The sequence below is a fragment of the Streptomyces sp. NBC_00872 genome (genome assembly GCF_045161915.1).
Classification (GTDB): Bacteria; Actinomycetota; Actinomycetes; order Streptomycetales; family Streptomycetaceae; genus Streptomyces.
This window is the reverse complement of the sequence record NZ_CP108806.1, coordinates 223063-248048: the sequence shown is the minus strand read 5'-3', so window position 1 is coordinate 248048 and position 24986 is coordinate 223063. Positions and strand designations below refer to the sequence as shown.

The window sequence follows — 24986 nt, the reverse complement described above, 5'->3', positions numbered from 1 at the left end:
GTCAGTCGCCTCCTTCCGGGGGCGCTTCGTCGCAGGTGGGGTCGGGATCGATCTCGTCCGGGCGGAAGTACAGGAACCGGCCCTGCTGCCGGCGCAGGTCGGCACCGGGATCGCCGTCGACGGTGACCGCGATATGCGTCTCGCCGTCGAGGTCCTGGAGCACCGCCTCGACCGTCGCGCCACGGCCCGCCAGAAAGATGTCCTGGGCGTCGGATCTGCGCAGCCCCGGCCGCAGTACGACCCTGCTGCCCGTCCCGACCAGCCGGCCGGCGACCGTCACGGTGTCCTGCCCCGGCAGGTCGTACGTGTCCTGGGCCGGGTCCCACCAGGGCAGCCCGGGGCCGATCGGCAGCTCAAGTCCCGTCGGGGGCACGGCCGGTGTTCCCGGACGGGGCGTCCCCGGGGCAGACGTCCCCGGGGCAGGCGTCACCGGGGGCGGCGTCTCTGTGTCAGGTGGTGTACCCGTGTCAGGTGTGCCCGGGGCAGGTGCCACGGGGCCGGGTGGCGCCGGAGCGGGCCGCTCGCCGGTCACCTCGCGCAGACCGCGGATCGCGCCGTGCAGACGCTCCATCACCTCGGCCGGCATGCTGTCCACCAGGTCGATCACCCCGGCCGCCCGCGGATCCGTCCCGCGTGCCTCCCGCTTCTCCTGCTCGGTGAGCGCGGCGGTCCGCAGCGAGAGGATCTCGTCGATCTCGGTGGCGTCGTAGAGCAGTCCCGGGCTCTCCGCGGCGACCTCGGGATGGTCTTCCAGGATGATGGGCGAGGAGAGCAGGACGTCGTCGTGCCCGGCGCCGCCGGCCAGTACGGGCCAGGTGTGCTCATTGCGGCAGATCCGCGCCGCGGGCCGGGCCCACTCCGGCGGGTCCGTCATCGACAGGAACCGCCCGCCGGGCAGCCCCAGCAGCAGATGTGCCCCGATCAGGCTGTGCGGCAGGGCGGCTTCGCGGTCGCCGCTCCCCTGTCCTTCCGGTGTCCACTCCGACACATTGCGTACGGTCGCGGTCAGCCGCAGCGCGCCGTACGGGCCCGGCAGCGGCTCGGTGGCCAGCCGGATCTCGCCCGCCAGTGCCCGGCTGCGCCGTACCAGCCGTCCGACGGTCCGTCCCGTGCAGCCGTGGACGTGCACCGGCTCGCGCGTCACCCCGCAGGGACAGCCGAAGCGCAGCGTCCGCCCCTCTCCGCTGAGCTGGCCGAGCGGTACCCGCAGTTCGACCCGTTCCTCCTTCCCCTCGTCCCAGGGGACCAGTACCCGGTCGGCCAGATCGAGTCGCGCCACCTCGGTCCAGCCGGCGCCGTCCGGCACACGGCGCTCCACCGTGCGGCGGTGCACCTGGAGGAAACGCAGCTCGACATCGAGACGGTCGGCCCCGCGGGGTTCGAGAAGACACTCCGTACGCTGCTCCGCGTGCTCGCCGTGCGCCTCGGCCCAGGAGGGCGGCACCAGCACGCCGAACTGCCAGCGCAGCTGGTTCTTCCTGGCCGACGCCCGGTACGGGTAGAGCACGTACCCCTCGAACAGCAGCGCGTCCGCGACCCGGCGGGCCTCCTCGAAGCCCGCCGTCATGACCGGTCTCCCGGGCCGGCGCCGTCGGCGGTGCGCAGCAGCTCCTCGAAGGTCCGCTCCCAGGACGGCAGAGCGCGCTCCGAGCGGAAGCGGCGCAGCGCGTCGAGGCAGTCGTCACGGACGCGGAGCCAGCCGGAGCCGGGGAAGTACTGCTCGATCATGTTCTGCCAGACCTTGACCGGCATCCGGAACGAGGTCTCCTTGTGCCAGGGGACCGGCTCCGCCACAAAGCCCCGGTCACCGGAGAAGACGGTGCCCGAGAACAGCAGGAGCAGCGGTATCTCGCCGTCCGCGAGCGCGCGGAAGTACTTGGCGGAGGCCACCTCCATGTCGTACGTGCAGGCCACCGGCAGTTCGATCTCGGTGGCGCCGGTGAAGCCGGGCACCGTCGTGGAGGCATGGGCGAACTGGAGCGGCTTCAGGGTGGTGCTCCAGCGCTCCGGCTCACCGAAGAGATCGCCCAGCATCTCCATCTCGGCCGGTGTGTACCGCCGTTGGACGGGCTCGATCCGCATCTGGCAGCGCAGGGCGACCGCGTGGATCCGCGTCGCGGGGTCGTCCGCCTCGATCCGCAGCCGGAACAGCAGCGTCGGACCCGTGCCGTACGGTTCCGGCCGTACGTCCGTACAGGTGAACGTGAGATCGGTCATCGGCCCTCCTCCCGTCCGGACGGTGGCCGGGCCTTCGCCCTGACCCGGGTGAAGAAGTCCGTGAGATCCGCGCGGGCCTCGGCGCCGCCGTCGAATCCCTGCCAGTGCAGCCGCATCCGGCCCACCAGCTCGTAACAGGCGTCCACGGGCACCAGATAGCACTCGCCCGCGCCGGTTCCGTCCGCGCCGCGCTCCCGCCGGACCAGCAGCGCCTCCGTGTCGGGCTGGAGCAGAGCCGCCAGCCGGCCGGACCCGAGGACCTCCCGCCAGGTGGCCGGGTCCAGTTCGCTCTCCGTGGCGCCGGCGGGGCTCGGGTAGAACGCGGCCAGCCGGTCCAGTTCCGAGTTGCGGAAGAAGAACGCCAGCCCCACCGGGATCTGGAGCCGGTTCCAGCTCTCCTCGTCCAGGGTGAAGTCCGGGTCGGAGAGATACCGGTCGGGCACCGCGCGGAAGCGGCCCGCGCCCGCGCCCGGCCGGGTGAAGAGCAGATAGCAGCCCGTGCAGGCGCACATCAGCGAACGTTTCCCGCTGTCCACGAGATGCCGGTGCTCCCCGGTCAGAGGCTCGGCGCACAGCTCGCACCGCTCCTCGGCGCGTGGCGGCCGACGGGTGAATCCACGCAGCCCCGGCGGTATGGAGACCGGTGGGGAGGCAGGCGTGGCGGTCGCGGCGGGTGCGGCGGAGGTCCCGCTGCCGGAGGCGCCCGGGGCACGGGCGGGGCGGGCGTTCACGGTCCCGCCGCCAGCAGCGTGCCGGGCAGGGCGACCCGTACGGAGCCGTTCTCCTCCAGCAGGGGTACGGGCTCCAGCCGGCCCCGCTCGCCCTGCCCCGCGCCCCGGATGTCGTACTCCGCGGCGCACACCGCACAGCGCAGTCGCTCGCCGTCCACCACCACCGCGCCGTCCAGCCCGCCCCCGCAGACCGGGCAGCGGTCGCGGTAGGCGTAGAGATTGCCGGGCAGCCGGACCAGCAGCAGCGCCGTGCCCGCCACCTCGCACACCCCGGTCCCGCCGTCGGCGGCGGGCGGATCCGGCAGCGGATACCACGCGGCCGGAGCGTTCCCGGCGGCGGTTCCGCCGGACGGCAGGTCGGCGCCCTTGGCCGCGTCCGGCGTCATGTCCGTCGCGTCCGGCGGTCGGGACATGATCTGGAGGAGCTTCGGCTGCGGCTTCTCCTCGGCCACGCCCTCGACCTCCACACACCCGATCTCCGGTGCGCGGCGCGCCACCGCCTCCTCGATCGTCCAGCGCACGGTCTGGGCGGACGAGGGACAGCCGTCGCAGCTTCCGCGCAGCCGCAGCCACAGGGTCCGCCCGTCGGTCCCGCCGTCCCCCTCCGGGCCGATCCCGGCGATCTCCACATCACCGGCGTGGGAGCCGAGATACGGACGGACCTCGTCCAGCGCCCGCTCCACCCGGGTCAGTGTGTCGTCGGGGTGCAGATCGTGCAGGATCAGCAGCCCGCCGACGAGTTCGTCCCCGCCGAGCAGCGCCAGCGGATCGGCGCCGTCCGGCCGATCGCCCAGCAGCTCGACGATACGGGCCAGACCCGAACCGTAGAACTCGACGATGCCGCGCACGAGTTCGTCCGCGAGATCGCGGCCCGACGGGCCCACCGATCTGCCCAGCTCGTCGAGGAGCGCGTCGATGTGCTCCCCGGTCCGCTGCTCCTTGGCCGTTGCCGCCATGTCACGGTGCCTTTCTCCGGTGGGGGACCTCGATCGGGACCGAGGACCGGGACCAGGGCCAGGACCGGTGTCAGCCGCCCAGCCCGCTGAGCCCGGTGGGCAGATGGGTCTTCCGGACGGTCCTGCCGCCGCCGACGTACATATGCACGCCACAGGGCAGACAGGGGTCGAAGCTCCGCACCGCCCGCATGATGTCGATGCCCTTGAAGGTGTCCGGCGGGTTCTCCTCGAAGATCGGCGTGTTCTGCACCGCGTCCTCGTACGGTCCCGGTGTGCCGTACGAGTCGCGCACGCTGGCGTTCCACGGAGTGGGCGGGTACGGATGGTAGTTGGCGATCTTGCCGTCCCTGATCACCATGTGGTGCGAGAGCACACCGCGTACCGCCTCGGTGAAGCCGACGCCGATGGACTCGTCCGGGACCTCGAAGCTCTCCCAGGTCCGGGTGCGGCCGGAGCGGACCTCCTCCATCGCCTGCTCGGCGAAGTGCAGGGCGCAGGCCGCCGCGTACGCCTGGAAGTAGGTCCGCGCGCGGTTGCGCTCCAGGGCGTTGCTCCACCGGGGGATCCGCCATTCGAAGCTGGTCTCCGGCTTGGTCATGGTGCGCGGCAGATTGATCTGGACGCTGTGCCCGGTGGCCCGGACATAGCCGAAGTCGACCAGTCCGGACAGGGCCGTGGACCACAGCCGGGCGAGGGGACCGCCACCGGTGTCCAGCGCGAGATGCTCCGTGCCGTCGAACCAGCGCGGGGACATCACCCAGCTGTACTTGTCCGCGAAGTCCCGCTTCTGCGGGGCCGGGAGGGTGTGCTGGTTCCATGGATGGCGCGGGTCCACGGGGTTGCCCAGCGGATCGCGGTCGACGAAGGTCTCCTGGCCCGCCCAGTCGTCGTAGTACGAACTGCCGAGCAGGATCCGGATGCCGAGATTGATGTCGACGAGATCGTTGGTGACCAGTCTGCCGTCGACGATCACCCCCGGCGTGACAAACATCCGCCGGCCCCAGTCGGACATGTTCCGGTAGGTGAAGTCGCAGTACACCGGGTCGTTGAGCGCGCCCCAGCAGCCGAGCAGCACCCGGCGCCGGCCGACCTCCTCGTACCCGGGCAGCGCCTCGTAGAAGAAGTCGAACAGGTCGTCGTGGAGCGGGACGACCCGCTTCATGAACTCCACGTACCGCGTCAGCCGCGTCAGATAGTCCGTGAAGAGCTGGATGGTCGCCACGGTGCCGACGCCGCCCGGGTAGAGCGTGGAGGGGTGCACATGGCGGCCCTCCATCAGACAGAACATCTCCCGTGTGTAGCGGCTGACATGCAGCGCCTCACGGTAGAACTCGCCCTCCAGCGGATTGAGCGAGCGCATGATGTCGGCGATGGTGCGGTAGCCGTGGTCGCCCGCGTGGGGAGCCTCGGTGCGTTCGGCCAGCTCCAGGACACCGGGGTTGGTCTCGCGGACCATCTTCTCGCAGTAGTCCACCCCCACCAGGTTCTCCTGGAAGATGTTGTGGTCGAACATGTACTCCGCGGCTTCGCCGAGATTCATGATCCACTCGCCGAGGTGCGGGGGCTTCACGCCGTACGCCATGTTCTGCGCGTACACCGAACAGGTGGCGTGGTTGTCGCCGCAGATACCGCAGATACGGCTGGTGATGAAGTGCGCGTCCCGCGGGTCCTTGCCGCGCATGAAGACGCTGTAGCCGCGGAAGACGGACGAGGTGCTGTAGCACTCGGCCACCCGCTTGCTCCGGAAGTCGATCTTCGTGTGGATACCGAGGCTGCCCACGATCCGGGTGATCGGATCCCAGGACATCTCCATCAGGCCGCTGCCGTCCTCGGCTTGCTTGCTCGTCGGCGCCATGGGCTGCGCACCTTTCTGGGCGGTGGGGAGGGGACTCGCTCCGCCGTCCTGACGGACGGATACCGGACGCGGATGCCGGACCTCGGACGGATCACCACGGGGGGTGGTAGCCGGTCAGGACCTTCTCGCCCTTGCGGCGCCACTTCGGCTCCTTGTCCACGGTTCTGGCCGTGACACCGCGCAGCCGGCGGATGACCTTGCCGTACGCGCCGCTCGCCGCCGCGGAGACATGACTGCCCGGAGGTTCGTCCATGAAGGGCATGAACTTGTCCGGGAAGCCGGGCATCGTGCAGGCGATACAGATACCGCCGACATTGGGACAGCCGCCGACCCCGTTGATCCAGCCCCGTTTGGGGACGTTGCACTTGACCACCGGACCCCAGCAGCCCAGTTTCACCAGACACTGCGGGGAGTCGTACGTGGTGGCGAACTGGCCCTGCTCGTAGTAGCCCGCCCGGTCGCACCCCTCGTGGACGGTCGCGCCGAACAGCCAGGTCGGGCGGAGGTGTTCGTCGAGCGGGATCATGGGCGCGGATCCGGCGGCCTGGTAGAGCAGATAGAGCAGTGTCTCCGAGGCGTTGTCCGGGTGCACCGGGCAGCCGGGGATACAGACGATCGGGATGCCCGCCCCCGACTTCCAGTCCCAGCCCAGATAGTCCGGCACCCCCATCGCTCCGGTGGGATTGCCCTCCATGGCGTGGATACCGCCGTAGGTGGCGCAGGTGCCGATCGCCACGACGGCCAGTGCCTTGGGCGCGAGCCGGTCGATCCACTCACTCGTGGTGATCGGCTGGCCGGTCTCGGGATCGTCCCCGAATCCGCACCAGTAGCCCTCGCTCTTGACCGCCTCGTTCGGAATGGATCCCTCGATCACCAGGACAAAGGGCTCGATCTCGCCGCGCTCCGCCTTGAAGAACCATTCGATGAAATTGTCGGCGCCCTGGACGGGCCCGCATTCGAAATCGATGAGAGGCCAGTGAACGGCCACCTTCGGCAGTCCGGGCAGTGCGCCGAGAGCGATTTCCTCGATACTCGGCTGGGTGGCCGCGGTGAGCGACACGGAGTCCCCGTCGCAGCTCAGACCCGCGTTGATCCAGAGAATATGGACGGTGGGGAGTTCTTCCCCATTCGCTCCGACGGGCGTTGTGCCGCCCTCGGCGACTGATGCGGCGGTATCCATCGTCCCCTCCTCATCGGTGGAAGAGCGTCCCTCCCTGGATAACCGAATCGGGCGGGTTCGGTAAGTGCGGAACGGTCCTATGAACTCCCATGAACCTTCGGCGAACAACAGCACACCGGACGGCGAAGTAGGCGGTTCACCGCCAAGGGCGACCGTACGGTGACCGGACGATTCTTCGTCGGTCGCATGTTCGAGCTCCGGGTTCGAAGGGGGGCGCTCCGCCATGGAATGGCTCAGCGCGGAGAATGTCATCGCCGTGGTCACCGCGGCCCTGGGCATCGTGGCCTCACTGGCCGTGCTCTGGTACGAGCGCCGTGTGCCGCGCCGTACCCGTATCGGGTACCGGGTCCAGCTCGACACACCGGTGAGCAGCGCGGAGCGCACCGGCAGGGCCGGGGTACGGCTGGGCTTCTTCCAGGACAATCCGCAGCTCTCCGACGCGACCCTCGTGCTGCTGCGGATCGAGAACGACGGCTCCCAGAGCATCGCCGACGCCGACTACACGGGGCGCGAACTCCACGGTCTGATGGCGGAGTTCACCTCCCGCGCGGTCCAGGGCATCGCGGTCACCGCGCCGCTGGACGCCGACCATCTGCTGGACCACTTCACCCCGGCGGCCGGGCTGCGCTACGCCGGCGACACGGTGTATCTGCCGCGTGTGCCGCTCAACCGCGGACAGCACTTCAAGCTGCTCGTCCTGCTCACCGGGGGAGCGGTCGGTGACGCGATCCGGGTCGGCGGAGGGATCAGGGACGGCGGGGTCTATCCGAACCGCAGCACGACGCCCGACGACACCCCGCCCGTGTTCAGCAGGGCCACCCGGATGATCACCGTGCTGCTCACGGTCTGTGTGGTCGTGCTGGCCTCGATCATCGTCGTACGGGACGACGTCCGGCCGCCGATGGGGTGCGCGAAGGGCGAGCTGACCATCACCGGCTCCACCGCGTTCGAGCCGGTCGCGAAGGATCTGGCGGCCAAGTACATGAGGGACTGCGCCGGCTCCACCGTCACCGTCGACGCGCGCGCCAGCCGGGAGGGCCTCCAGGAGCTGAACGAGCGCGGCGCCGCGGCGAAGGGCGGCGCACCCGCGCTGATCGCGCTGTCCGACGTACCCAGGCGCGACAGCTTTCCCGAGCTGATCGAGAGCCAGGTCGCGGTGTCCGTCTACACCCTCGTCGTCAATGACGAGGTGACGCTCGGCGACCTGACGACCGAGCAGGTCCGTGCCATCTACCGGGGAGACCTCCAGGCCTGGGACGAGCTGCCCGACGGCCCGGAGAACCTGCCCATCGTCCTCGCCAGCAGGAAAACGGGCTCCGGTACCCGCGACATCTTCCGTGACCGCGTGCTCGGCGGTGTCTACGAGCTCGCGTACTCCTCGGACGACTGCGGGACCAAGGACGACAGATCCGCGAAGGTCTTCCGCTGTGAACTCGACAGCACCGACCGGGTCCTCGCCACCGTCGCCGGCACCCCCGGGGCCATCGGATACACCGAGCTGCGCGCCGGCGCCATGCCGGAGGGAGTGCACACGCTGACCCTGAACGGAGAGGCCGCGTCCCCGGACACCATCGCCGACAGTGACTACCCGTTCCGGGAGGTCGAGTACGCGTACACCTACGGCAACCCGCCGGCCAGCTCGCTCGTGGCCAGCTTTCTCAACTACCTGCTGCGCGGCGGCGGTCAGGACGTGGTCCGTACGCATGGCCATCTGCCGTGCTCGTCACCGAAGGGACGGACCATCTGCGCCGGTGACGCGGCTCAGTGAAACTGCGGAACGATCAGATACAGACCGTACGCGACGGCCGCGGCGCAGGCGAGGAAACACAGTCCGGCGACGGTCCTCGCCAGCACCGAAGCCCGGCGGCCCGCACCGCCGGGGCCCGAACCGCCGGGCTCGTGCCGCCGCGACAGCAGGCGCACACCCAGCGCGAACACGAAGACGACCCCCACGGTGGCACCGACGCTGATGACGGCGACCTCTCCCAGACCGCTCCAGTCCAGAGCCATACGGTTCCGCGCGGCCATACGGTCCTCTTCCATCAGACATTCGCCTTGGCCGCCCGGGAGCGGACCTTGACCGTGTGCTCGTCGTTGACATTGCCCGAATGCACCGGATTGCGGCGGGAGACGATCACGATGAAGGCCGCCGCGCCGGAGGCGGCCAGGGCGACGACGATCGTGCCGGCGGTGCCGCCGTATACGACCATGGCGGCGGCGAGCGCGCCCACGGCCGCGGCGGCGGGGAGGGTGACACACCAGCCGATGACCATGCGTCCCGCGATTCCCCAGCGCACCTCCGCCAGCCTTCTGCCGAGCCCCGCGCCGAGGATGGCGCCGGAGCAGACCTGGGTGGTGGAGAGGGCGAAGCCGAGGTGCGCGGAGGTCAGGATCACGGTCGTGGCGGAGGACTCGGCGGTGAAGCCCTGCGGGGCGCGGATATCGGTGAGCCCCCTGCCCATGGTTCTGATGATCCGCCAGCCGCCGAGATAGGTACCGAGGGCGATCGCCACACCGGCCGAGGCGATGACCCACAGCGGCGGTCCCGCGTCCGGCGCGAGCGCCCCCGCGGAGATCAGGGTGAGGGTGATGACGCCCATGGTCTTCTGGGCGTCATTGGTGCCGTGCGCGATGGAGACCAGCGAGGCGGAGACGATCTGGCCGAGCCGGAATCCGCGGTTGACGGAGGACTCCCGGCCCCGGGCGGTGATCCGGTAGGCGAGATAGGTCGCCAGCAGCGCGGCGAGACCGGCGACCAGCGGGGACGCGACGGCCGGGAGGATGATCTTTTCGAGCACCACGTCGAAGTGCACACCGTGGCGTCCCGCCCCCACCCACACGGCGCCGATCAGCCCCCCGAACAGGGCGTGCGAGGAACTGGACGGCAGACCCACGAGCCAGGTCAGCAGATTCCACAGGGTCGCGCCGATCAGACCGGCGAAGACCATGCCCGGGGTGACCAGATGGTCGTTCACGATGCCGCCGGAGATCGTCCTGGCGACCTGGGTGGAGAGGAAGGCCCCCACGAGATTGAGTACGCCGCTGATGAGGACCGCGACCTTGGGACGCAACGCCCCGGTGGCGATCGAGGTCGCCATGGCGTTCGCGGTGTCGTGGAACCCGTTGGTGAAGTCGAACGCGAGGGCGGTCAGGATCACCACGCCCACAAGAAAGGTGATGTGGTCCATTCGCCTCATCCAAGCGGAGCGGCCGGTACCCCGCCGCCAGGCGCTGTGGGAACACCGGACGCTTCCTCCCAAAGGATGAGTGGATCAGCCTCTTGATGCCCGTGTGCGCGCTGTGAACCGTGATGCCCCGAACCGTACCGACGGACCGTCAGCCGCCCTCGTGCGCACGGTGATCACCGAGGTGGCGCCCGACGGGGCGCCGCGGTCCGCATGTGTGCGGTGGAGCCGGTTCCGGAATTTTGACATTGCCTTGACAAATTAAGATCCCGTTGCCAGGCTGCAAAACTCTAGCGAGATTTCGCAATTACGTTGACGCCGCATCTAATCCACTCCGCCAGAACGGTATGGCTGTTGCACGGGTGACGGGACATCACCCGAGCGCAGGCTCTTCCCCCAGTGACACGGCAGCGCGATGTCGCGCGCCCATGCCTTGTCACACCCCCCGCAAGGTCAGGAAGGATGCTCCATGTCAGGACCGTCACGACTGTCAGGACAGAGGCCGAGACGCCTCTGGTCACGATGGCTCACCGCGTTGGCGCTGATCGTCGGCGGTGGCGCCGTCGCGGTGCCGGCGGCCGGTGCGCCGGCGGCCGTAGCGGCGCCCGCAGCGCCCGCCGTCATTCCGCCCGGCGACTATCAGCAGGTACAACTTGCGCTGGGTGCAGCCGAGTTGGGTGAGGCAATGTCTCTCGCGGTCCTGCCGGACCGCGCCGTCGTCCACACCGCCCGCGATGGCACGGTCCGCTTCACGGACGCCGCGGGCAACACGAAGACGGCCGGCAAGCTGGACGTCTACACGCATGACGAGGAAGGGCTCCAGGGCATAGCGGCCGACCCCGGCTTCGCCTCGAACCGCTATCTCTACCTCTACTACTCGCCCAAGCTGTCGACTCCGGGCGGCGACGCCCCCGTCACCGGCAGCGCCGCGTCCTTCGAGCCGTGGAAGGGTCATCTCAACCTCTCCCGGTTCACGCTGAAGACCGACGGCACGCTCGACATGGCGAGCGAGAAGGTCGTCCTCGAGGTGCCCAACGACCGAGGACAGTGCTGCCACGTCGGCGGTGACATCGACTTCGACGCCGCCGGGAACCTGTATCTGACCACGGGTGACGACACCAACCCGTTCGAGTCGAGCGGCTACGCGCCGATCGACGAGCGGACCGACCGCAACCCGCAGTTCGACGCCCAGCGCTCCTCCGGCAACACCAACGACCTGCGCGGCAAGGTCCTGCGGATCAAGCCGACGGCGGCGGGCGGCTACACCGTCCCGACCGGCAACCTCTTCGCTCCCGGTACGGCCAACACCCGGCCCGAGATCTACGCGATGGGCTTCCGCAACCCCTTCCGGATGTCCGTCGACAAGGCCACCGGGATCGTCTACCTCGGCGACTACGGCCCCGACGCCGGAGGCACCGACGGCGGCGGACGCGGCCCGAGCGGCCAGGTCGAGTTCAACCGCATCGCCGCACCGGGCAACTACGGCTGGCCGTACTGCACCGGTACGAACACCGCCGCCGAGACCTACGGTGAGTACACCTTCCCGAACGGTCCCTCCGGGGCGAAGTACAACTGCGCCGCCGGCCCGGCGAACAACTCCTTCCGCAACACCGGTCAGGCCACGCTGCCCCCGGTCAAGGCGGCCTGGATCAAGTACGGCGGCGACGCCGGCTCCCCGCCCGAGTTCGGCGGCGGCTCCGAATCGCCCATGGGCGGACCGGTCTACCGCTACGACCCGAACCTGAACTCCAATGTGAAGTTCCCGCAGTCGCTCAACGGCTACTTCTTCGCCGCCGAGTACGGCCGGAAGTGGATCAAGCCCATCGAGGTGAAGGCCGACGGCACCCCCGGTGTCATCGAGAGCTTCCCGTGGACGGGCACCCAGGTCATGGACCAGGCCTTCGGTCCGGACGGCGCGCTGTACGTCCTCGACTACGGCACCGGTGCCAACAACCAGGCGCTGTACCGGATCGAGTACGTAGGCGGCAGCAACCGCAACCCGATCGCCGCCGCGGCGGCGGACAAGACCTCGGGACCGACCCCGCTGACCGTCGCGTTCTCCTCGGCGGGCAGTTCCGACCCCGAGGGCAAGGCCCTGACCTACTCCTGGAACTTCGGGGACGGCGGCACGTCCACCGCGGCCAACCCGTCGCACACCTACACCACCACGGGCACCTTCCGTCCCACCCTGACGGTCCGGGACCCGGAGGGACTCACCGGTACGGCGAGTCTGGTGGTGACGGCGGGCAACACGGCGCCGACCGTCAATCTCACCGCTCCCAAGGACGGTGAACTGTTCTCCTTCGGTGACACCGTGCCCTTCTCGGTCACCGTCAGCGACCCCGAGGACGGGGCCATCGACTGTGCCAAGGTCAAGGTGACCTATCTCCTCGGCCATGACGAGCACCGTCACGCGATCACCTCGAAGAACGGCTGCACCGGCACGATCGCCGTGCCGACCGACGGTGAGCACGACACCGCCGCCAACATCTACGGGGTCTTCGACGCCGAGTACACCGACGGCGCCGGGCTGACCACGCACAGCGCCCGTGTCCTCCAGCCCCGTCACCGGCAGGCCGAGCACTTCTCCGCCCAGTCCGGTATCCAGGTGGCCGCGCACGGCACCGCCGAGGGCGGCAACACGGTCGGCTTCACCGACAACAACGACTGGATCTCCTTCAAGCCGTACGCCCTGGGCAACGCCAACCGCATCACCGCCCGGGTCTCGTCCGGCGGCACCGGCGGCACCATCGAGGTACGGGCGGGCTCCGCCACCGGCACCCTGCTCGGCACGGTGACCGTACCGGTGACCGGTGGCTGGGAGACCTTCACCGATGTCTCGGCCAATCTGACCAACGCCCCGGCGGCCTCCACGGAGCTGTTCCTCGTCTTCAAGGGACCGACGGGCCAGGGCAACCTGTTCGACCTCGACGCCTTCACCTTCGCCACCGGCAGCACCCCGTCGAGCCAGATCGTGGAAGGGGAGTCGTTCTCCTCGTCCCAGGGTGTCCAGGCCGCGGACCACGCCGCGGCCAGCGGTGGCAAGACGCTCGGCTACATCGAGAACGGTGACTGGGCCGGATACGCCTCCGCCCCCACCGCCGGGACCAAGACCTTCAGCGCGAAGGTCTCCTCGGCCGGGGCCGGCGGCACCATCCAGATCCGCTCCGGATCCGCCACCGGCGCGGTGCTCGGCTCCGTCGCCGTACCGGTGACCGGCGGCTGGGAGACCTTCACCAATGTCACCACCGCCCTGACCGGCACGGCCAGTTCGGGAGCACTGTTCCTGACCTTCACCGGCGGCGCGGGCTCCTTGTTCGATATCGACACCCTCACCCTCACCAAGTGACCTACGGGAAAGGGAAAGTGATGCTCCGTCAGCTTCGCCGACTCCCGTCGGCCGCTGCCTCGGCCTTTGTCGTCGCGCTCGCACTCGTGGGGGCGTTCCTGACACCGGCCACTATCGCCCAGGCGGCCGACCCGGCCTACAAGGTGCTCGTCTTCTCCAAGACGGCGGGCTTCCGCCACGACTCCATCCCGGCCGGTACCCAGGCCATCCGTGATCTCGGTGCGGCCAACAACTTCACCGTCACGGCCACCGAGGACAGCGCGGCCTTCACCACGGCCAATCTGGCCCAGTTCAAGACGGTGGTGTTCCTCAGCACCACCGGCGATGTGCTCAACGACACCCAGCAGTCGGCCCTCCAGTCGTACCTCGACGGCGGCGGCGGCTATGTCGGTGTGCACGCGGCGGCGGACACCGAGTACGGCTGGCCGCAGTACGAGGGGATCGTCGGCGCCTGGTTCAAGAGCCACCCGGCGATCCAGCAGGCCACGCTGAAGACCGAGGACCGCTCCCACGCGGCCACCTCGCATCTCGGCCAGACCTGGTCGCGCACCGATGAGTGGTACAACTACCGCGCCAACCCCCGCGGGAACGTCCGGGTGCTCCAGAGCCTGGACGAGTCCACCTACAGCGGTGGCGAGATGAGCGGTGACCACCCCATCACCTGGTGCCACCCGCAGGGCAACGGGCGGTCCTTCTACACCGGGCTCGGCCACACCGCCGAGTCCTACGCCGACCCCGCCTTCCGTACCTTGCTGCTCGGCGGAATCCGCTACGCGGCGGGCTTCGCCAAGGCCGACTGCCGTGCGGAGACGGGCTACACCCCGATCTACAACGGCTCGACCACCGGCTGGGCACAGGCGGGCCCCGGCAACTTCACCAACACCGACGCCACCCTCACCTCCACGGGCGGCATGGGCCTGTACTGGTACCAGGCGAAGCAGTACAACGCGTACTCGCTGAAGCTGGACTGGCGGATGCCCGGGGACGACAACTCCGGTGTGTTCGTGGGCTTCCCCTCCTCCACCGACCCCAACTCGGCGGTGAACCAGGGGTACGAGATCCAGATCGACGCCACCGACACCGCCGACAAGACCACCGGCTCCATCTACGGCTTCAAGTCGGCCGACATCGCCGCGCGCGACGGTGCTCTCAACCCGCCGGGGGCGTGGAACACCTACGAGATCCGGGTGGAGGGGGAGCGGCTCCAGGTCTTCCTCAACGGTGTGAAGATCAACGACTTCACCAACACCGACCCGGTACGGTCCCTCCAGCAGGGCTACATCGGCATCCAGAACCACGGCACCGGCGACGACGTGTCCTTCCGGAACATCCGGATCAAGGAACTGGGGACCACACCTCCCCCCGCGTCGACGTCGACCTACGAGGGCGAGTCCTACACGTCCTCCGCGGGTGTCCAGCCCGCCGACCACGGCTCCGCCAGCGGGGGCAGGACGCTCGGCTACATCGAGAACGGTGACTGGGCCGGCTACTCCCAGGCCTCGCTCACGGGGGCCACGACCTTCAGCGCGAAGGTCTCCTCGGGCGGTTCGGGAGGCACCCTCCAGGTGCGCTCCGGATCGGCCACCGGAGCGGTGCTCGGCTCGGTCGCCGTACCCAACACCGGCGGCTGGGAGAACTTCCGTACCGTCACCACCACGCTGAGCGGCACCCCGACCGGACCGGTCTTCCTGACCTTCACCGGCGGGGCGGGCTCCCTCTTCGACATCGACACCTTCACGCTGGAGAGGCCGGCGGCGTTACAGGCCACGTCGGCGAATGTCCACCTCTTCTACTACCCGTGGTACGGCAGCCCCGCCAAGTACGGCAGCTACCGCCACTGGCAGCAGGGCGGCCGTACGCCGCCGCAGGACATTGGCGCCGATCTCTACCCGAAGCTCGGGGCGTACGACTCCGGTGACTACACCGGAGCCGTCGCGCAGCACATGAAGTGGGTCAAGCAGTCGGGTGCCGGAGTCATCGTCTACAGCTGGTGGGGCAAGGGCGGCTACGAGGACACCCTCGCCAAGGGTGTCCTGGACGCGGCCGCGCGCGAGGGCGTCAAGGTGGCCTGGCACATCGAGCCCTACTCGGGCCGTACCGCGGCCTCGGTGGTGTCCGACATCCAGTACATCAACACCACCTACGGCAGCCACCCCGCCTTCTACCGTGACGCCGAGCACAACAACCGCGCGGCCTTCTACATCTTCGAGAGCCTCAGGACCACCGACTGGGCCGCCCTCGACCAGGTCACGCAGAACAACACCGTCCTGGCGCAGACCACCGACACCAGCAAGATCGCGCACTTCTCGGGGCTCTACACCTATGACGGGATCGCGGGCGCCACGGCCCCCGGCTGGAAGCAGGCCGGAGACTACGCGCGCGCGAACGGACTGATCTGGGCACCCTCGGTCGCCCCCGGCTACATCGACGACCGCGCGGTACCCGGCAACACCACGCCCACCCTCGGCAGGGACAACGGCGCGACGTACGACAAGGAGTGGAACAACGCGCTCGACCCCGCCATCGGCGGATCGCCCACCTGGGTCTCCGTCACCTCGTTCAACGAGTGGCACGAAGGCAGCTCGATAGAACCGGCCTCGTCCGCACCGCCCGGTGGCTTCGGCTACCAGACATTCTCGGGCGCGTACGGCAAGACCGGTGCGGCCGCCGAGACCGCCTATCTCGACCGGACGAAGTACTGGGCGGGCCAGTTCGACGCGCGGCGCGTGCGCTGACGCGAGGAACGACACAACGGCCACACGCGAGGACGGGCCCCGGGGAAACCCGGGGCCCGTTCCCGTTCCCGTTCCCGTGTCCGTTCCCGTTCCCGTATCCGGATCCGTACACGGCCTCGTACCCGTCCGGGCTTAACGCGGTGGATATGCGTATGCCACCGGCCCGTGGTGGGGGCGTCGCCTTCCGGCCACCACCTCCTGGGAGCCTCCACAGATGCTCGCCCTGAACGCGGATGTGGACCCGAACCGATGCCGGACCCTGGGGCTCGCGGGTTCCGTCGCGCTCACCGCGGGCGGTCTGACCGCCGGCGCGCTGCCGGTACGCGAGGAACTTCTGCCCACCTCCGGCCGCGCCGCGCTGGGCGTGCTCTGCGCGTACTTCGGACTCGTCCTGCTGATCGCGGCCTGGTGGTGGCTGGGCCGCGCCGTGCGCGGGCCCCGGCCGCCCACACCACGTGCGCTGCTGACGACCCTCGGCACCTGGGCGGCGCCGCTGCTGCTCGGACCGCCGCTGTTCAGCCGGGACGTGTACAGCTATCTGGCACAGGGCGCCATGGTCGACGCGCGGATCGACGTCTACACCTACGGACCCGCGCAGTTGGGCGGGCCGCTCGCCACCGAGGTACCGCCCGTCTGGCAGCACACCCCGGCGCCTTACGGTCCCGTGTTCCTCGCCGCCGCGGCCAAGGCCGCCGATCTCGCCCATGTCGACATGTCCGCCGGAATCCTCGGGATGCGGCTGGTCGCGCTGCTCGGCGTCGGGCTGATGATCGCCTTTCTGCCGCTGCTCGCCGACCGCTGCGGGGTGGAGCGCTCCGCCGCGCTCTGGCTCGGCGCGCTCAATCCCCTGGTGCTGCTGCATCTTGTCGCGGGCGCCCACAACGACGCCCTCATGCTGGGACTGCTCGGGGCCGGACTCGTGGCGGCGCTGGGCGGATGGCCCGCCAGAGCGGCCTTGCTCGTATCGCTCGCCGCGCTGGTCAAGGCGCCCGCGGCGCTCGGCCTGCTCGCGGTCGCCGCGCTCTGGTCCGGCCATTTCACCGGACGGGCCCGTACGCTCAGAGCCGCCGCGCTGACCTGCGCCATCGCCCTCGCCACCACGGTGGGCGTCACGGCCGTGACCGGCACGGGCTATGGCTGGCTCGGCGCGCTGAGCACCCCAGTCTCGCCCGACAACTGGTCGCTCACCAGCGGACTCGGCCGGCTCTGCGGCGCCCTGCTGGACTCCGTGGGCAGCGGGTTCGCCGATCTGGCCGTACCGGCGTGGCGGTGGCTGGGCCTCTTGGCCACCGCCGTGGCCGTGGTGGTCCTGTGGCTGCGCCGGGTGCGGCTGGGCCCGGTGTACGCGCTGGCGCTGAGCCTGCTCGCGGTCTTCGCGCTGGGCCCGGCCTTCCGGCCGTGGTACGCGCTGTGGGGCCTGTTCCTGATCGCCGCCGCCGCGCCCGACGGCCGGGTACGGCGCTGGGCCGCGGCCGGCAGCGGGGTGCTCGCCCTCGGCCTGCTGCCCAGCGGCTATCCGCCGGACGGCATGCAGTTGACGCTCGCCGTGGGCGGGGGCGCGCTCGCGCTGCTCGCGCTCTGGTGGATGTTCGAGATGTCGGCTCCGAGCGGTGTTCCCTCGCGGACCCGGACCGTGTCATGAGGCGCCCGTACCCCGTCCTGGCGAGACCCGCCGGGCGGATCACCGCCGCGGTCTGCCTGGTCGTGGCCACCGCCGTCTTCCTCGCGACCGTCCCCCTGCACCGGGACTTCTTCGACGTCGGCGTCTACTACGGCACGGTCGACGACTGGATCCACGGCGACGGCCGGATCTACGACTACCTCAGCCCCGGCACCCACTACGGCTTCACCTACCCGCCCTTCGCCGCAGTCTCCATGCTGCCGATGGCGCTGGTCTCCTGGCCGGTGGCCGTGGGCGTCAGTGTCGCGCTGAGCGTCGCCGCGTCGGCCCTGCTGCTGCACTGGCTGGTGGGCCCGGTCATCCGGCGCACCTGCCGGAACAGGTGGTTCGCCTTCACCGTGGCCGGCTGTCTGTTCGCGCTGCTCGAACCGGTCCGTGACACCTTCAGCTTCGGCCAGGTGAATCTGCTTCTCGTCGCGCTGGTCTTCACCGACGCCCGGCTGCTGGCGACCGGACGCGGCCGGTACGCCGGCATCGGTATCGGTCTCGCCTCGGCGATCAAGCTCACGCCCGCGCTCTTCATCCTCTATCTGCTGATCACCGGGCGCCGGCGGCAGGCGGGCGTGGCGGCGGGCACGGCGTGCGCCGCCACCCTGCTCGCCGCTCTGATCGCCCCCGGGGCCAGCCGTACCTTCTGGACCGACGCCCTGTGGAACACCGACCGTGTCGGCTCGCTCAGCTATGTTTCCAACCAGTCGCTCCAGGGCGTACTGGCCCGCCTCCAGCCGGATCACCCCAGCCGCGCGGTATGGCTGGTGTGCGTTCTCGCCGTCCTCGCGCTCTGGGCGTACCGGGCCCGCGCGGCCGTCCGTGACGGGGACGACCGGACCGGGTTCGCACTGACCGCGCTGGCCGCCTGTCTGGTCAGCCCCGTGACCTGGGTCCACCATCTCGTCTGGGTGATTCCCGCCCTCGTCGTACTGACGGACACCGCCCTGCGCGGCGAACGCCGGGAACGCCGGGCGCTGTTGGCGGTGTGCGCAGCGCTGTATGTGATCCTGTGCAGCAGCGTGGTCTGGCTCTGGCGCTGGAACTCGACCGGTCTCGACGCCTTCCTCGGCGCGAACACCTATGTGTGGATCACCCTCGGCCTGCTGTTCGTACCTCTGGCGCCGCGGAGCGGGCCGCTGCCCGAGGCGACCGCGGTGGCAGGTGAGAAGACCGGGGGAGAGGTCACCGGCGGACTCACGGGCGGGGCGGGCGCCATTCGATGAGCAGCGGCGTGGCGTCGCCGCCGCAGCGCCTCCGGTGCCGGCTCGCCCGTCGCGGCTCCCCCTGATGATCGAGTCGGTGTCCGGGCGTCGGTCAGAGCTGACCGAAGAGCTGGGTCCAGTACGTACCGGCGGGGCCGCCACCCGCGAAGCCGATACCGAGATGGGTGAAATCCCGCTTGAGGATATTGGCCCGGTGGCCCGGACTGTTCATCCATCCCCGGACCACCTCGCGCGGGCCGCGCTGGCCGCAGGCGATGTTCTCGCCGATGCCCCGGTGCGCGGCGCCCGCGGCGGCGGCGCGGTCCCAGGGTTCGAGCCCCTCGGGCGAGGTGTGCGAGTAGAAGGCGCGCGCCGCCATGTCGGCGCTGTAGGCCTGCGCCGCCGCGGCCAGCCGCGGATCGTCGGCCAGGGGCCGCAGTCCGGCCGCCGTCCGCTCCGCGTTGGTGAGGGCGAGGACCTCGGCGGCGGTCCGTATCAGTCCGTCGGAGGTGAAGGGGCGGGCCCACAGAGCCGTCCAGTAGACCTCGCCCGAGCGGGCGTCGGCGGCGCGGCCGAGTCCCGTGTCGGTCAGCGCCGGGTCGAACAGCGGCCCGCGGGTCGCCTCACCGCCGAGGCAGTACTCCACGAACGCGCGGGGCGTACGGGGCCCGGAGACGAGATGCTGGTCGATACGGAGATAGCGGTAGCCGCCCGCGGTGATCCGCTGGAAGACGGAGACCCCGTCGGCGCTCTCCGCGCCGAGCCGCCGCTGTCCCGCCATCGCCGTCGCGTGGGCCTGGGCCGCGGCCGAGAGCCTGCTGTCCAGGGCGACGGCGGGGACACCCGCCCTCTGCCGTTCGGCCCGGACGAGCCCCATGAACTCCGTCGCCCCGGCCGGTTCGGCGGAGGTGCCGCGCCCCACCGCCGCGCCGTTCCCGTACCCGCCGTTCCCGTACCCGCCGTTCCCGTATCCGCTGTTTCCGTGTGTGCTGTTGCCGTACCCGCCGTTCCCGTATCCCGTCGGCCCACCGCTCGCGTGGACGGCCGGCGGTGGTGGTGGGCTCGCGGGTCCGGTGTGCCCCATGGGTCCGGTGGCCTCCTCGGTGACCTCCACGCCGAAGTCGCGGGCGATGCCGGCCAGCCCGTCCGCGTACCCCTGCCCGAGCGCGCGCAGCTTCCACCCGGCGCCGCGCCGGTAGATCTCCGCCAGCAGCAGCACCGTCTCGTGCGCCGGGCGCGCGGGAGTGAACCGGGCGAGCACGCCCCGGCCGCCGCTGCCGCTCACGGTCAGTGTCGGCACCGGCAGCCGTCCCAGCGCGGTGCCGGGGCCGGCCGGGCTGATGACCACCGTGACCCGGGTCGCGCCCGCCCGCAGCCGCCGCGGGTCCACACCGACCCCGCCGTCGTACAGCCGTGCGCCCGGTGCCGACGGCTGGTTGTAGAAGACGAAGTCACTGTCGCCGCCCACCTTCCCGCTGTCGTCGGTGATGAGTACGGAGAGGTCGAAGGGACCGGGCACCTCGATCGTCAGCGCCGTGTCCGGCAGGGGCAGATTCCCTCCGGGGACCAGCTCGATCATCGGCACCGCCCGTTCCGATCCGTTCCGCAGGAGCGCCGGCGTCACGCGGCGCTGCCGGGAGAACGTCGAGGAGGGCGGTCACGGTTCCGCGGCGGGGTCCCGTTCCGTCGGCCGGACCGCCCGGTCCTACCGGCCGGGCCGCCCGTTCCTCAGTCGTGATTGTGGCTGGACGAGGTGTCGTCCGGCGGGACGGTACGCCCGCCGTCGTTTCCGCTGACGATGACGGCGAGAAGGGCGATGACGGCCCCGGCGGCGGCGAGGCGCCCGCCGAGGCGCAGCCCCCAGCCCGTGCGCGAACCGGAGTGGGCGCCGGGGCGCGACAGCCGCTCCGAGCGGCGCGCGGGACGCAGCAGGCGCGCCAGCAGCAGTGCGGCGATGGGCAGTTGGAGCAGCCAGACCGTGGTGCGGAACCAGCCGTCGTACCAGACGTTCGTGCCGTACAGCAGGGTGTGCCAGACGCTCAGGACATAGACGACGATCACGAACCGGTGCAGGACACGCCAGGTCTTGGGGCCGATGCGGTGGCGGACGTAGAAGAGCAGACCGAGCGGGACGGCCAGATAGAGGGCGGCCTGGCCGACGGGCATGGCGATCTGGCCCGTGCCCGAGTCGTAGCCGCCCGGTACGAACGACTCGACGAAGGCGGTGGAGAGCCGGGAGTACCAGCGCGTGGTGTCGTGCCGTACCAACTCGGCGGCGAACAGCAGCGCGTGGGCGAGGATGAGCGCGATGGTGTTGAGACTGGTCGTACGGTGCAGCCGTTCCAGGCGCTGTGCCGACAGCGGCAGCCTGCCCGGCCGGGGTCCGGAGAGCAGGAGGCCCAGTACGACGGTGGTCCACGCCCAGAGCAGCGCCGCCCAGCCGAAGGCCTGGCTGAGGAAGTACATCCAGAAGCCGCCCGCGTCGGCCATGAAGGGCATGACGGACACGGTCGACGAGGTCTTCGCCTTGATACGGGCGTAGAGGAGGGCGAAGACAGCGGCGGTCACCACCAGGGCGATCAGACCGTCCGGTATCGACGCTCTGAGATCCGATCTCAGGGTGACTCTGGGCTGTGACCGGTCCGTGGTGGTCGTGGTGGTCGTGCCGGTGTCGGTGGTGTCTGTACCGGTGGTGTCTGTGCCGGTCGTGTCCGCGACGGGCGGGCCGGTCGGCTCGGGGACGGCGGGCGTGGGGGACGGCTTCATCTGGGCGGCTTTCTCGACGGCTTCGGCGGGTTACCGGAGCAGTCGGGCCCCGGCCGCGGAAAGTTCCCGGTGAGTTCATGTGACATGGATCACATCATCTGGGTGTCCTCCTATAGCGGCCGAACCATCGACGTTTCCGGATCAGCAGCCCTTTTCCGAGGCTCTGCCACGGGTGACACGATGACGCCCATGAGAGCCGGGCCCGCACTCCGACTCACACGTGCCGTGGTGTTCGCGGCCGTGTGCGTAGCTGTGTCCGGACTCGGCCACGCGCTCCGGTCCGCCACCCCGCTGCCTTGGCCCGCCCTCGCCGCCGCGCTGGTGGCCATGGGGGGCGCGGGCTGGTGGCTGGCGGGGCGTGAGCGCGGCGCCCCCGCGATCGTGGGCGCGAGCGCGGCGGGACAGGTCACCCTGCACGCCCTGTTCAGCTGGACCCATGTCCTTCTGCCGGGCGCCGGTACCGCGCGGGCCATGGAGATGCCGGGGGTGGGCCGTTCGGGAATGGCGGCGCACGCCCATGCCGGAACGGCCGAGGGGCCGACGGATCTGCTCGCCCTCGTCCTCGCCTACGACGGTCACTCCCTGACGTCCGGTATGGCCCTGGCCCACCTGGTGGCCGGGCTGCTCTGCGGCTGGTGGCTGTGGCGCGGGGAAGCGGCCGTCCTCCAACTGGGCCGCTCGCTCGCGCTGTTCGTCGGCGCTCCGCTGCTTCGGGCCTGGCGGGTGCTGTCCGGCGCCGGACCTCTGCTGCCGCCTACCCGGACCGTGGCGCTCCACCGGTCCCACCGCCGTCCGCGCCGGCTCGTGGTGCTGTACGGCATCTCCCGCCGGGGTCCGCCCTACCGCCCGTCCTTCGACTGACCCTTCGCCGCCGCCGCTCGTTCCGGGCCCCGCCGCTCCTGCTCCGCTGCCCCGGGCGTTCCGGTCGTTCCCGGTGTGCCCGGTGTTCGGGCGACCCACAACCGGGCCGCCGGCCGCCCTTCCGTCGCGGCCGAGGGTTTCCCAGGCACGCACGCGTGCCTGTTCACAGGCATGCCGGTGAACCGCCGCCCCACCGCGGAAGCCGGCCACCGATGGCGCCGCGCCCTGCCCTGCCTTGCCCGGCGCGGTGCGGCGCCGCGAGGACGCGAAGGACCGAGTGTGATGTTCCCTGCCCCAACGACTCATCCACGCACCGTCAGATCCGCCCACCGCGACGGGGAGATCACCGCCTGGGCGCTGGCCGCCGGGGGCGGCGACCGCGAGGCGGCCGAGTGCTTCGTGCGCGCGACCTACGACGACGTACGGCGGTTCGTCGCGCATCTCAGCGCCGATGTCCCGGGCGCCGACGATCTGGCCCAGGAGACCTATCTGCGGGCCCTGACCAGTCTGGCGAAGTTCGCGGGCCGCTCGTGCGCGCGCACCTGGCTGCTGTCGATCGCGCGGTGCGTGGTCATCGACCGCTACCGCAGCGCCGCCGCCCGGCCCCGGGTCGCCGACACCCTGGACTGGCAGACGGCGGCCGAACGCGCGCAGCCGCGCCACCTGCCCGGCTTCGACGAGACCGTCGCGGTGTTCGACGCCCTGGACGCGATGGACCCGTCGCGGAGGGAGGCCTTCGTACTGACGCAGTTACTGGGTCTCTCCTACGCGGAGGCCGCCAGCGCCGCGGGCTGTCCGGTCGGTACGGTCCGCTCCCGGGTGGCACGCGCCAGACGTGACCTCACCTCGGTCTGGCAGCCCGCGCGGTCCTCCCGCAACCGCGTCTCCTAGTGTCCTGAGTCGTTAATTCGTGTGCAGTATGCGGCGAGGGTTTCGAGGATGTCGTCGGCGGTCTTCGTCCAGACGAACGGCTTGGGGTTCTTGTTCCACTCGTTGATCCAGCTGCGGATGTCCCGTTCGAGTTCGACGACGTTGTGGTGGGCTGAGCGGCGGAGTTTTCGGCAGGTCAGCTCGGCGAACCAGCGTTCGACGAGGTTGAGCCAGGATGCCGATGTGGGGGTGAAGTGCAGGTGGAAGCGGGGGTGTCGCAGCAGCCACTTCTTGACCGGCTCGGTCTTGTGGGTGGCGTAGTTGTCCAGGACCAGGTGGAGTTCGAGGTCCTTGGGGACAGCGGTGTCGATGACTTTCAGGAAGCGGAGGAACTCCTGGTGGCGGTGGCGGCGGTAGTGCTGGGCGATGACCGCGCCGGAGGTGATGTCCAGGGCGGCGAACAGGCTGGTCGTACCGTGCCGGACGTAGTCATGGGTCATCTTCGCGGGCGTGGTCGGGGTCATCGGCAGTACGGGCTGGGTTCGGTCCAGGGCCTGTATCTGCGACTTCTCGTCTACTGCCAGGACCAGGGCATTCTCGGGCGGCGCGAGGTAGATGCCCACCACGTCGCGGACCTTGGTCACGAACTGCGGGTCGGTCGACAGCTTCCAGGTCTCCACGATGTGCGGCTTGAGGCCGAATGCCCGCCAGATCCGCGAGACGGCCGACTGCGACATCCCCGCTGCCTGGGCCATCGTTCGCGTCGACCAGTGCGAATCGCCCGCCGGCGGTGTCTGGTCGAGCGTCCTGGCGACCAGGGCTTCGACCTGTTCGTCCGTGATCTTCCGTGGCGTCCCCGAACGCGGCCGGTCCACCAGACTCTCCAGCCGATCCGCGCAGAACCGGGCCCGCCACTTGCGTACGGTCTCCCGCGAGATCCCCAGATCCTGCACGACCTGCGCGTTCGGCCGACCCTCCGCACACGCCAGCACGATCCTCGACCGCAACACCAGTGCCTGAGAGGCCGTCTGCTTGCGCAACCAGCCCCGCAGCACCCTGCGTTCGTGATCGGACAACTCCAGCAACAACGGCTTCGGACCGGGCATCACCCCACCCTACAACCGACCACAAACTTCCGACTCAGGACACTAGGTCCTGTCCGGTCGGTCTTCGTGGATCGGCCCGGGGCGTCTGGTGCGGTGGATCGCAAGGCGGAGGGTCGCCCGTGTACTGGATGTACTCGGGTGACTCCGACAACGCGGCGAGGTGCCGTGCCAGGCGTTCCGGGCCCACGAAGATCGACCGGACAGGGCCTAGTACTGCAACGGTGCTTACCGTGACGGGTGGTCAGTCGGTGGTGGGGTGTGTCCTCGTTGTTTGTAGTGGCTGGTGCGGGCTTGGTGTTGT

The 24986-nt window shown here is 70.3% G+C and carries 18 protein-coding genes; 7 read left to right on the top strand and 11 right to left on the bottom strand.

Features of this window, described 5'->3' with window-relative positions; all coding sequences use genetic code 11:
• Nucleotide 1 precedes the first annotated feature (1 nt).
• From OG214_RS01120 to OG214_RS01095, 6 genes are all read right to left on the bottom strand, one after another.
• A complete protein-coding gene (locus tag OG214_RS01120) occupies nt 2–1567 on the bottom strand; it encodes a hypothetical protein (RefSeq protein ID WP_405983426.1) in 1566 nt (521 codons plus the stop codon).
• Nucleotides 1564–2217 carry a DUF6084 family protein gene (locus OG214_RS01115; protein WP_405983425.1) on the bottom strand — a complete coding sequence of 218 codons (654 nt, stop codon included), beginning with the start codon at nt 2215–2217 and terminating at the stop codon, nt 1564–1566. The genes OG214_RS01120 and OG214_RS01115 overlap by 4 nt, the downstream gene beginning before the upstream one ends.
• Nucleotides 2214–2852, bottom strand: a complete 639-nt coding sequence (locus OG214_RS01110; protein ID WP_405987404.1) for a DUF5947 family protein — start codon at nt 2850–2852, stop codon at nt 2214–2216. Before OG214_RS01110 ends, OG214_RS01115 begins: the two co-directional genes overlap by 4 nt.
• A 92-nt stretch (nt 2853–2944) precedes the next feature.
• The gene (locus OG214_RS01105; protein WP_405983424.1) at nt 2945–3904 is read right to left on the bottom strand and encodes a NifU family protein; all 960 of its coding nucleotides are present in this window, start codon (nt 3902–3904) and stop codon (nt 2945–2947) included.
• A gap of 70 nt (nt 3905–3974) precedes the next feature.
• Nucleotides 3975–5759 carry a nickel-dependent hydrogenase large subunit gene (locus tag OG214_RS01100; RefSeq protein ID WP_405983423.1) on the bottom strand — a complete coding sequence of 595 codons (1785 nt, stop codon included), beginning with the start codon at nt 5757–5759 and terminating at the stop codon, nt 3975–3977.
• Nucleotides 5760–5850: 91 nt separating this feature from the next.
• Nucleotides 5851–6939, bottom strand: coding sequence for a hydrogenase expression protein HypE (locus tag OG214_RS01095; protein ID WP_363083108.1), 1089 nt, complete (start codon nt 6937–6939; stop codon nt 5851–5853).
• Between the two features lie 223 nt (nt 6940–7162).
• Here OG214_RS01095 and OG214_RS01090 point away from each other — a divergent pair, with 223 nt between their 5' ends.
• Nucleotides 7163–8707: a PstS family phosphate ABC transporter substrate-binding protein gene (locus tag OG214_RS01090; RefSeq protein WP_405983422.1), complete on the top strand. Its 1545-nt coding sequence runs from the start codon at nt 7163–7165 to the stop codon at nt 8705–8707.
• On the opposite strand, the gene OG214_RS01085 is transcribed toward OG214_RS01090, so the two are convergent.
• Complete coding sequence (locus OG214_RS01085) at nt 8701–8949, bottom strand: hypothetical protein (RefSeq protein WP_405987403.1); 249 nt, start codon at nt 8947–8949, stop codon at nt 8701–8703. The genes OG214_RS01090 and OG214_RS01085 overlap by 7 nt on opposite strands.
• 32 nt (nt 8950–8981) lie before the next feature.
• Nucleotides 8982–10127 carry an anion permease gene (locus OG214_RS01080; RefSeq protein WP_405983421.1) on the bottom strand — a complete coding sequence of 382 codons (1146 nt, stop codon included), beginning with the start codon at nt 10125–10127 and terminating at the stop codon, nt 8982–8984.
• 466 nt (nt 10128–10593) lie between these two features.
• Here OG214_RS01080 and OG214_RS01075 point away from each other — a divergent pair, with 466 nt between their 5' ends.
• The 4 genes from OG214_RS01075 (at nt 10594) to OG214_RS01060 (ending at nt 19103) form a co-directional block, all read left to right on the top strand.
• Nucleotides 10594–13473, top strand: a complete 2880-nt coding sequence (locus tag OG214_RS01075; protein ID WP_405983420.1) for a carbohydrate-binding protein — start codon at nt 10594–10596, stop codon at nt 13471–13473.
• 20 nt (nt 13474–13493) lie between these two features.
• Nucleotides 13494–16208, top strand: a complete 2715-nt coding sequence (locus OG214_RS01070; protein ID WP_405983419.1) for a ThuA domain-containing protein — start codon at nt 13494–13496, stop codon at nt 16206–16208.
• 214 nt (nt 16209–16422) lie between these two features.
• Entirely contained in the window at nt 16423–17850 is a 1428-nt protein-coding gene (gene mptB / locus OG214_RS01065; RefSeq protein ID WP_405983418.1) for a polyprenol phosphomannose-dependent alpha 1,6 mannosyltransferase MptB, read from the top strand.
• Complete coding sequence (locus tag OG214_RS01060; protein WP_405983417.1) at nt 17847–19103, top strand: glycosyltransferase 87 family protein; 1257 nt, start codon at nt 17847–17849, stop codon at nt 19101–19103. Before mptB ends, OG214_RS01060 begins: the two co-directional genes overlap by 4 nt.
• 91 nt (nt 19104–19194) lie before the next feature.
• Here the strand turns inward: OG214_RS01060 and OG214_RS01055 are convergent, their stop codons facing one another.
• Together OG214_RS01055 and OG214_RS01050 are read right to left on the bottom strand one after the other, a co-directional pair.
• Complete coding sequence (locus OG214_RS01055; RefSeq protein ID WP_405987402.1) at nt 19195–20661, bottom strand: CAP domain-containing protein; 1467 nt, start codon at nt 20659–20661, stop codon at nt 19195–19197.
• A gap of 149 nt (nt 20662–20810) precedes the next feature.
• On the bottom strand, nt 20811–21848 hold the full coding sequence (locus tag OG214_RS01050; RefSeq protein WP_405983416.1) for a ferric reductase-like transmembrane domain-containing protein: 1038 nt from the start codon (nt 21846–21848) through the stop codon (nt 20811–20813).
• A 189-nt stretch (nt 21849–22037) separates the two neighbouring features.
• Between OG214_RS01050 and OG214_RS01045 the strand changes: the two genes are divergently transcribed.
• Nucleotides 22038–22709 carry a hypothetical protein gene (locus OG214_RS01045; protein WP_405983415.1) on the top strand — a complete coding sequence of 224 codons (672 nt, stop codon included), beginning with the start codon at nt 22038–22040 and terminating at the stop codon, nt 22707–22709.
• Nucleotides 22710–22991: 282 nt separating this feature from the next.
• The gene (locus OG214_RS01040; protein WP_363086097.1) at nt 22992–23600 is read left to right on the top strand and encodes a sigma-70 family RNA polymerase sigma factor; all 609 of its coding nucleotides are present in this window, start codon (nt 22992–22994) and stop codon (nt 23598–23600) included.
• Here the strand turns inward: OG214_RS01040 and OG214_RS01035 are convergent.
• Nucleotides 23597–24685: an IS630 family transposase gene (locus OG214_RS01035; protein WP_405983414.1), complete on the bottom strand. Its 1089-nt coding sequence runs from the start codon at nt 24683–24685 to the stop codon at nt 23597–23599. The two genes, OG214_RS01040 and OG214_RS01035, sit on opposite strands and share 4 nt — an antisense overlap.
• Between the last annotated feature and the right edge of the window lie 301 nt (nt 24686–24986).

What these genes read in the sequence shown, in the direction of transcription:
- OG214_RS01100 (WP_405983423.1), bottom strand. Translation starts at nt 5,759, where the DNA reads ATGGCGCCGACGAGCAAGCAAGCCGAGGACGGCAGCGGCCTGATGGAG.
- mptB (WP_405983418.1), top strand. Translation starts at nt 16,423, where the DNA reads ATGCTCGCCCTGAACGCGGATGTGGACCCGAACCGATGCCGGACCCTG.
- OG214_RS01060 (WP_405983417.1), top strand. Translation starts at nt 17,847, where the DNA reads ATGAGGCGCCCGTACCCCGTCCTGGCGAGACCCGCCGGGCGGATCACC.
- OG214_RS01070 (WP_405983419.1), top strand. Translation starts at nt 13,494, where the DNA reads ATGCTCCGTCAGCTTCGCCGACTCCCGTCGGCCGCTGCCTCGGCCTTT.
- OG214_RS01050 (WP_405983416.1), bottom strand. Translation starts at nt 21,848, where the DNA reads ATGAAGCCGTCCCCCACGCCCGCCGTCCCCGAGCCGACCGGCCCGCCC.
- OG214_RS01095 (WP_363083108.1), bottom strand. Translation starts at nt 6,939, where the DNA reads ATGGATACCGCCGCATCAGTCGCCGAGGGCGGCACAACGCCCGTCGGA.
- OG214_RS01040 (WP_363086097.1), top strand. Translation starts at nt 22,992, where the DNA reads ATGTTCCCTGCCCCAACGACTCATCCACGCACCGTCAGATCCGCCCAC.
- OG214_RS01075 (WP_405983420.1), top strand. Translation starts at nt 10,594, where the DNA reads ATGTCAGGACCGTCACGACTGTCAGGACAGAGGCCGAGACGCCTCTGG.
- OG214_RS01105 (WP_405983424.1), bottom strand. Translation starts at nt 3,904, where the DNA reads ATGGCGGCAACGGCCAAGGAGCAGCGGACCGGGGAGCACATCGACGCG.
- OG214_RS01090 (WP_405983422.1), top strand. Translation starts at nt 7,163, where the DNA reads ATGGAATGGCTCAGCGCGGAGAATGTCATCGCCGTGGTCACCGCGGCC.
- OG214_RS01045 (WP_405983415.1), top strand. Translation starts at nt 22,038, where the DNA reads ATGAGAGCCGGGCCCGCACTCCGACTCACACGTGCCGTGGTGTTCGCG.
- OG214_RS01115 (WP_405983425.1), bottom strand. Translation starts at nt 2,217, where the DNA reads ATGACCGATCTCACGTTCACCTGTACGGACGTACGGCCGGAACCGTAC.
- OG214_RS01085 (WP_405987403.1), bottom strand. Translation starts at nt 8,949, where the DNA reads ATGGCTCTGGACTGGAGCGGTCTGGGAGAGGTCGCCGTCATCAGCGTC.
- OG214_RS01035 (WP_405983414.1), bottom strand. Translation starts at nt 24,685, where the DNA reads ATGCCCGGTCCGAAGCCGTTGTTGCTGGAGTTGTCCGATCACGAACGC.
- OG214_RS01120 (WP_405983426.1), bottom strand. Translation starts at nt 1,567, where the DNA reads ATGACGGCGGGCTTCGAGGAGGCCCGCCGGGTCGCGGACGCGCTGCTG.
- OG214_RS01080 (WP_405983421.1), bottom strand. Translation starts at nt 10,127, where the DNA reads ATGGACCACATCACCTTTCTTGTGGGCGTGGTGATCCTGACCGCCCTC.
- OG214_RS01055 (WP_405987402.1), bottom strand. Translation starts at nt 20,661, where the DNA reads ATGATCGAGCTGGTCCCCGGAGGGAATCTGCCCCTGCCGGACACGGCG.